4 protein-coding genes are annotated in these 7667 nt (G+C 71.0%); 3 read left to right on the top strand and 1 reads right to left on the bottom strand.

Annotated elements, in window-relative coordinates; all coding sequences use genetic code 11:
• A partial coding sequence (locus tag ACWD5Q_RS14450) for a VWA domain-containing protein (protein ID WP_451427303.1) occupies nucleotides 1–1330 on the top strand: 1330 nt, incomplete at its 5' end.
• Nucleotides 1331–1509: 179 nt separating this feature from the next.
• Complete coding sequence (metG, locus tag ACWD5Q_RS14445; protein ID WP_451427302.1) at nucleotides 1510–3225, top strand: methionine--tRNA ligase; 1716 nt, start codon at nucleotides 1510–1512, stop codon at nucleotides 3223–3225.
• A gap of 184 nt (nucleotides 3226–3409) precedes the next feature.
• Here metG and aspS read toward each other — a convergent pair whose 3' ends face one another.
• The gene (gene aspS / locus ACWD5Q_RS14440) at nucleotides 3410–5173 is read right to left on the bottom strand and encodes an aspartate--tRNA ligase (RefSeq protein WP_451427301.1); all 1764 of its coding nucleotides are present in this window, start codon (nucleotides 5171–5173) and stop codon (nucleotides 3410–3412) included.
• 272 nt (nucleotides 5174–5445) lie between these two features.
• On the opposite strand from aspS, the gene ACWD5Q_RS14435 reads away from it, so the two are divergent.
• The gene (locus ACWD5Q_RS14435; protein ID WP_451427300.1) at nucleotides 5446–7608 is read left to right on the top strand and encodes an ATP-binding SpoIIE family protein phosphatase; all 2163 of its coding nucleotides are present in this window, start codon (nucleotides 5446–5448) and stop codon (nucleotides 7606–7608) included.
• The last annotated feature ends 59 nt before the right edge of the window (nucleotides 7609–7667 follow it).

Genomic DNA, 7667 nt, shown 5'->3' with positions numbered 1-7667 from the left:
AGCCACCACACCCGAGACCGAGGCACCCACCGAGGCCACGGCGGAACCCGAGGCCACGTCAGAGCCGGAGCCCAAGCCGGAACCGGTCGCCGAAACGACCCCCGAGCCCACGCCGACGGCGGAAGAGAAGCCCGAAGAGCAGGCTGCCGCCGAGACGACCACCGAGACCACGGAACCGGAAGCCACCGCAGAGCCGGAACCGGCCACGGAAACGGAACCGGAGACCACCCCGAAGCCGGAAGCCACCACACCCGAGACCGAGGCACCCACCGAGGCCACGGCGGAACCCGAGGCCACGTCAGAGCCGGAGCCCAAGCCGGAACCGGTCGCCGAAACGGCCCCCGAGCCCACGCCCGAATCCGTCGCCGAAACCACCGAGCCCGAGCCCGCCCCCGAGGCCGAGAAGGAGCCGGAACCGGAACCGGTAGCCACCGCATCCGAGCCCGCGACCGAGCCCGAACCCGAGCCGGTCGCCGCCGACGAGGAAGCCCGGAACGAGTCGTCCACCCCCTCCGACGACGAAGCCGAGGCCCCGGCGGACGCCGACGACGAAACCGAAGGCGAAACCGAAGCCGAAGCCGAGACCGACGCCGACGCCGAGACCGAAGCCGAGACCGACGCCGACGCCGACGCCGAGACCGAAGCCGAAGCCGAGACCGAAGCGGCCCCCGCCCTGAGCCTCGCCCGTGTCACGTCGCTCGCGCCCGCTCTCGCCACCGCGTACAGCGCCGCCGCGACCGTGCTCGACAAGCACGGCCTCACCGGCACCCGCGCCAAGGTCTATCTCGTGCTGGACCGCTCCGCCTCCATGCGCCCGTACTACAAGGACGGCTCCGCCCAGGCTCTCGGCGAGCAGGCTCTCGCCCTCGCCGCCCACCTCGACCCCGAGGCCACGGTGCACGTCGTCTTCTTCTCCACCGAAGTGGACGGCACCGGAGAGCTGACCCTCACCGAGTACGAGAACAGGATCGACGACCTCCACGCGGGCCTCGGCCGCATGGGCCGTACGAGCTACCACGCGGCGGTGGAGGCGGTCACCGGTCACCACGACAGGACCGCGGACCCCGCCCTCCCCGCCCTGGTGATCTTCCAGACGGACGGCGCCCCGGACGCGAAGACCCCCGCCACCCAGTCCCTCACGGCCGCCGCGAAGAGCCACCCCGCGCTCTTCTTCTCCTTCGTCGCCTTCGGCGACCCGGAGAACAAGGCCTTCGACTACCTCCGCAAGCTGAAGACGGACAACACGGCCCACTTCCTGGCCGGCGAGACCCCGCGCGAGCTGACGGACGCGGAGGTCTACGAGGGCGTCCTGGCGAGCTGGCGCCCGTAGGGGCCACCAGAGGACCCGGGAAAAGACCGCTCGAAGACGCCGCCCGCTTCCCACCCCCTGAAAAACGGGAAGCGGGCGGCGCACCCATGTCGGCTACGATTTCAAGGTTCGTAGACGATGACGGACGGTCCAAAAACCGACGGTCGTCACCCCACGTAGCGACTTGGGAGCAGCCCGCGATGGCTCGACACCTCATCACCAGCGCCCTTCCGTACATCAACGGGATCAAGCACCTGGGCAACATGGTGGGGTCCATGCTCCCGGCGGACGTGTACTCCCGCTATCTGCGCCAGCGCGGCCACGACGTGCTCTACATCTGCGCGACGGACGAGCACGGCACCCCGGCCGAGCTGGCGGCCAAGGAGCTGGGCCTGCCGGTCGACGTGTTCTGCGCCCAGGCGCACGACGCGCAGAAGGCGGTGTACGACGGCTTCAACCTGGCCTTCGACTACTTCGGCCGCAGCTCGTCCCCGCAGAACCGCGAGATCACGCAGGAGATCGCCCGCGAGCTGAAGGCGAACGGGTTCATCGAGGAGCGGTCCATCCGCCAGGTGTTCTCGAACGCCGACGACCGCTTCCTGCCCGACCGGTACATCATCGGCACCTGTCCGTACTGCGGCTACGACAAGGCCCGCGGCGACCAGTGCGAGAACTGCACCCGCGTCCTCGACCCCACGGACCTGATCAACCCGCGCTCCGCGATCAGCGGCAGCAGCGACCTGGAGATCCGCGAGACCAAGCACCTCTTCCTCCTTCAGTCGGTGCTGGCCGGCGAGGTCGAGGCATGGGTCGACGAGCGCGCCGACAGCTGGCCGGTGCTGGCCTCCTCGATCGCCCGCAAGTGGCTCAGCGAGGGCCTGCACGACCGTGCGATCACCCGTGACCTGGACTGGGGCGTCCCCGTCCCGGCCGACACCTGGCCCGAACTGGCCGCCGAGGGCAAGGTCTTCTACGTCTGGTTCGACGCCCCGATCGAGTACATCGGCGCGACGAAGGAATGGGCGGACCAGGACCCGGAGCACCGGGACTGGCGTTCCTGGTGGTGGGAGTCGGACGCCGACGTCCACTACACCCAGTTCATGGGCAAGGACAACGTGCCCTTCCACAGCGTGATGTTCCCGGCCACCCTGCTGGGCACCCGCTCGCCGTGGAAGAAGGTCGACGTCATCAAGGCCTTCAACTGGCTCAACTACTACGGCGGCAAGTTCTCCACCTCGCAGAAGCGCGGCGTCTTCACGCACGACGCGCTGGAGATCCTGCCCGCCGACTACTGGCGCTACTTCATGATGGCGAACGCGCCGGAGTCGGACGACACGTCCTTCACCTGGGAGCACTTCACGGCCACGGTGAACAAGGACCTGGCGGACACCCTGGGCAACTTCGTCAACCGGGTGCTCTCCTTCTCCCGCAAGCGCTTCGGCGACGCGGTCCCGGAGGGCGGCGAGCCGGGCGAGGCCGAGGCGCGGCTCGGTACGGAGATCGCACGTCTCCTCGCGGAGTACGAGGAGCACATGGAGGCCATCCAGTTCCGCAAGGCGGCGGCCTCGCTGCGCGCCCTGTGGTCGGCCGGCAACTCCTACCTGGAGGAGAAGGCCCCCTGGCTGGAGATCAAGACCAACAAGGAGGGCGCGGCCCTCACCCTGCGGACGGCGATGAACCTGATCCACCTCTACGCGGTGGTCTCGGAACCGTTCATCCCGACGTCCTCCGCGGCCATGCGCGCGGCCTTCGACCTGACGGACGACACGGCCGTGTGGGTGACGCCGCAGGAGGCGCGGTCCCTCACGGCGGTCCCGGCCGGCACGCCCTTCACGGTTCCCCCGGTGCTGTTCGCGAAGCTGACGGACGAGGACCTGGCCGCGTACAAGGAGCGCTTCGGCGGCGAGACCGAGTAGCGCCGTCGGTACGCCGCGGGGGCCCGGGAAGCGATCGGCTTCCCGGGCCCCGGCTTTTCCGCCCGGGGAAAGGGCTGTGCTTCCCGGGGCGCATACGACAGCGGCTCGGAACCGTTCCTCGGTTCCGAGCCACCTCTTCGGCGCGGCGTTCCCCGCACCGCCTCGCTCAGCTGCTTCTCCGGCGCTACTTCGGCTGCGGCTTGCGCACCGAGAGGTGCAGCTCCCTCAGCCGCTCCTCCGGCAGCTCCGTCGGGGCGCCCATCATCAGGTCCAGTGCGTTGCCGTTGAGCGGGAACGCGATGGTCTCGCGGATGTTCGGCTCGTCGGCCAGCAGCATCACGATACGATCGACGCCCGGCGCGATACCGCCGTGCGGCGGGGCGCCGAAGCGGAAGGCGCGGAGCATGCCGGCGAACTGCTCCTCGACGGTCTCACGGTCGTAGCCCGCGATCTCGAAGGCCTTGAGCATGATCTCCGGCTCGTGGTTCCGGATCGCGCCGGAGGACAGCTCGACGCCGTTGCAGACGATGTCGTACTGCCAGCCCAGGATGTCCAGCGGGTCCTGGGTCCGCAGCGCCTCCAGGCCGCCCTGCGGCATCGAGAACGGGTTGTGCGAGAAGTCGATCCTGCCGGTCTCCTCGTCCTTCTCGTACATCGGGAAGTCGACGATCCAGCAGAAGCGGAAGACGCCCTCCTCGAAGTGGCCGGCCCGCTTGGCGGCCTCCACCCGCACCGCGCCCATGATCTTCGAGACCTCGTCGAACTCGCCCGCGCCGAAGAAGACCGCGTGGCCGGGGGCCAGCTGGAGCCGCTTCGTCAGCTCCGCGACGTTCTCCTCCGTCAGGAACTTCGCGATCGGGCCCGTCAGCGAGCCGTCCTCGCCGACCCGCACCCAGGCCAGGCCCTTCGCCCCCTGCTCCACCGCGTACTCGCCGAGCTGGTCGAAGAACTTCCGGGGCTGCGACGAGACGTCCGGCACCGGCAGCGCGCGCACGTGCTTGCCCGCGAAGGCCTTGAACTCCGAGCCCTCGAAGATGTCGGAGATGTCGACGAGCTCCAGCTTGGCGCGCAGGTCCGGCTTGTCGGAGCCGTACTTCAGCATCGCCTCGCGGAACGGGATCCGCAGGAAGGGGGAGGAGACATGACGGCCGCCGCCGAACTCCTCGAAGATCTCCGTCATGAGCTTCTCGATCGGCTGGAAGACGTCCTCCTGCTCGACGAAGCTCATCTCGACGTCGAGCTGGTAGAACTCGCCCGGCGAGCGGTCCGCGCGGGCGTCCTCGTCGCGGAAGCAGGGCGCGATCTGGAAGTACCGGTCGAAACCGGAGATCATCAGCAGCTGCTTGAACTGCTGCGGGGCCTGCGGCAGCGCGTAGAACCTGCCCGGGTGCAGGCGGGAGGGGACGACGAAGTCGCGGGCACCCTCCGGGGAGGTGGCGCTGAGGATCGGGGTCGCCATCTCGTTGAAGCCCATCGCCGCCATCTTGTGGCGGATGGCCGAGATCACGGCCGTGCGCAGCATGATGTTGCGGTGCATGCGCTCGCGGCGCAGGTCGAGGAAGCGGTACTCCAGGCGCCGCTCCTCGTTCACCCCGTCCTCGGCGTTGATCGTGAAGGGGAGCGGGGCGGCCGCGCCGAGCACCTCGACCTCGCCGACCTCGATCTCGATCTCACCGGTCGGCAGGTCCGGGTTCACGTTCTCGGTGCCGCGGGAGACGACCTTGCCGTCGGCGCGGACGACCGTCTCCTTGGAGAGCTTGTCGAGGGCCTCGTAGGCGGGCGTGCCGGGGCGGGCGACGAGCTGCGTGATGCCGTGGTGGTCGCGCAGATCGATGAAGAGGATGCCGCCCAGGTCGCGCCGATTGTGCAGCCAGCCGCTCAGCCGGACGTCGCTGCCGACGTCAGAGGCGCGGAGCTCGCCGCAGGTGTGGGACCTGTACCGATGCATCGTCGTTCATCCAGCCTTCGCGGGTCGGGTCTTCCCGGGGCCGCTCGCCCCGGCGCCTCCGGGCGGCCACGGCCCGGACCTACCAAGGGTACCGGCCGCCCCGGCATCGACTCCCCCTGATTACGGGGCGACGCTCCGCCGACCGGCGGGCGACGCTCCGCGAACACCGCACCGGGCGACTCCGGGGACGGGCGCCGGAACAGACATGTCCGAGATGGCGTTTTTCTCATGTTCGGTGGCGTCTTTGGATCGTCTCTTCTTAGAGTGGGCCAATGCGCACCGGTGAGCCCCTGCCCGCCGTGGGAGACGTCCTGGCCGCTCTCGCGACCGGCCTGTGGCACTACGACGCCGCCGCGCGAGTGGTCACCCTGGACGCCGAGGCCGCGCGGCTCGTCGGACTGCCCGCCCGGCCGACGACGCTCACGGAGGCGGGCATCCGGGCCCGCTTCCACCCGGCGGACTGGAACGAGGTCGACGGGATCGTCCAGCTCGCCCTCGCCGAGGGCACCATCGCCGAGGTCCGGATGCGGATCATGGACGAGCACCAGCGGGTGATCCGCATCGTCCGCAGCCGCTCCAAGCCGTCGGCGGATCCGGAGTCCGGGGAGTACGTCCTGGACGGCACCCTCCAGGAGGTCACCGAGTCCCCGGAGGGAGCGGCGCGCTCCCCCGTCACCGGCGACTGGCGGCGCTCACGCGAGGCGTTCCTGCTGGACGCGGGGCGCGCGCTGGCCGAGGCGCGGTCCACGGAGGAGGTGCTGCGGGTCGCGGCCGGGCTGTCGATGCCCGGCTTCTCGCCGGACGGGCTCGCGGTCTTCGGGACCGAGGCGGACCGGCTGACCGTCATCGGCCACTGCGGCCGGAAGCCGGACGACGAGGGACCCCTCACCCGGATGCCGCTGGACACGGACTACCCGGCCGCCGAGGTCGTCCGCACCGGCCGCGCCGTCTATCTGTCCTCGCCCGAGCAGTACCGGGCCCGCTACCCGGTGTCCTGGCCGCTCGCCGCGCACTTCGGCCGCCGCTCCTGGGCCTTCCTGCCGCTCACCGTGGCGGGGCGCACGATGGGCGCGTGGATGGCGGCGTTCACGTACCCCGTCACCTTCACGCCCGACGAGCGCTCGGTGCTCACCACGATCGCCCGCATGCTCGCCCAGGCCCTCTCCCGCGCGGGCGCCGCCGAGACGGAACGGAAGCTGACGGACGGACTGCAACGCTCGATGCTGCCCACGCTGGGCCCGCGGATACCGGGCATGACCGTGGCCGCGCGCTACATACCGACCGGCGGCGGGCTCCAGGTCGGCGGCGACTGGTACGACATGATCCAGCTCCCCGCGGGCTCCTCCCGGGCGACGTCCGGCGGCGGACGCTTCGCGCTCACCATCGGCGACGTCCAGGGCCACGACGTGCGCGCGGCCGGACTCATGGGCCAGCTGCGGATAGCACTGCGCGCGTACGCCGCCGAGGGGCACCGACCGGACGCGGTCCTCTCCCGCGCCTCACGCTTCCTGCACGGGATGACCTGCGGCGGCGAGGGCACCGACCTGCGCTTCGCGACCTGCCTCTACGTCGAGGTGGACCCGGCGACCGGCACGCTGGAGATCGCCCGGGCCGGCCACCCGGACCCCGCCATCCGCATGGCCGACGGGACCGTGCTGATGCGGCCGACCGCGGGCGGGATGCCGCTCGGCATCGACCCCGACGCGGACTACCCGACCACCCGGCTCGTCCTGGAACCCGGCGAGATTCTGCTGCTCTGCACGGACGGGCTGATCGAGACCGGCGGGCACGACCTGGACACCGGCTGGCGGCGCATCCGGCGGCTCCTGGAGGAGCACGACGGGGACATGGAGGCGCTGGCCGACTCACTGGTGCAGGCCGTCCACGGGCCCTCCTCGCACCACGCCACCGGACCGCTCACCGACCGCCGCGAGGACGACATCGCCGTGGTGCTGCTGTACCGGGCGGGCGACGGCTCCGGTCGCGCCGGCGCCGGCCTGCCGCCGGTCCTGCGGCGCACGATGCTGACGGTGGCGCAGGCCGAGCCCGAGCGGGTCGCGAGCGCCCGGCAGCAGCTGCGCGAGCTGCTGCACGACTGGTCCTCGCAGGACCAGGTCCACTCGGCCGTGCTCGTGGCCTCCGAGATACTGACGAACGTCCTCGTGCACACCGACACGGACGCCCTGCTCCGCGCCGAGGTCTCCGGCGACGGGCGCGGCTTCGACGGCACGGGCGGGCGCCGGCTGCGGGTGGAGGTCACCGACGCCTGCGACGACCTGCCGCACAAGCGCCGGCCCGGCGAACTCGCCTCCTCCGGGCGCGGCCTGGTGCTCACGGAACTGCTCGCGGACGCCTGGGGGGTGGAGCCACGGGGCCAGGGCAAGAACACATGGTTCGAACTGTTCGAGGCCCCCGCGACGTACGGCGGGACGTAAGCCCCCACCACGGCCAGGGGCCACCAGGGGACGGGCGCCGGGCTCCGGGCGCAGGGGCT

It is taken from the genome of Streptomyces sp. NPDC002513 (genome assembly GCF_053595355.1).
The sequence above is the reverse complement of the archived record's forward strand: the minus strand, read 5'-3'. Positions and strand labels throughout refer to the sequence as shown.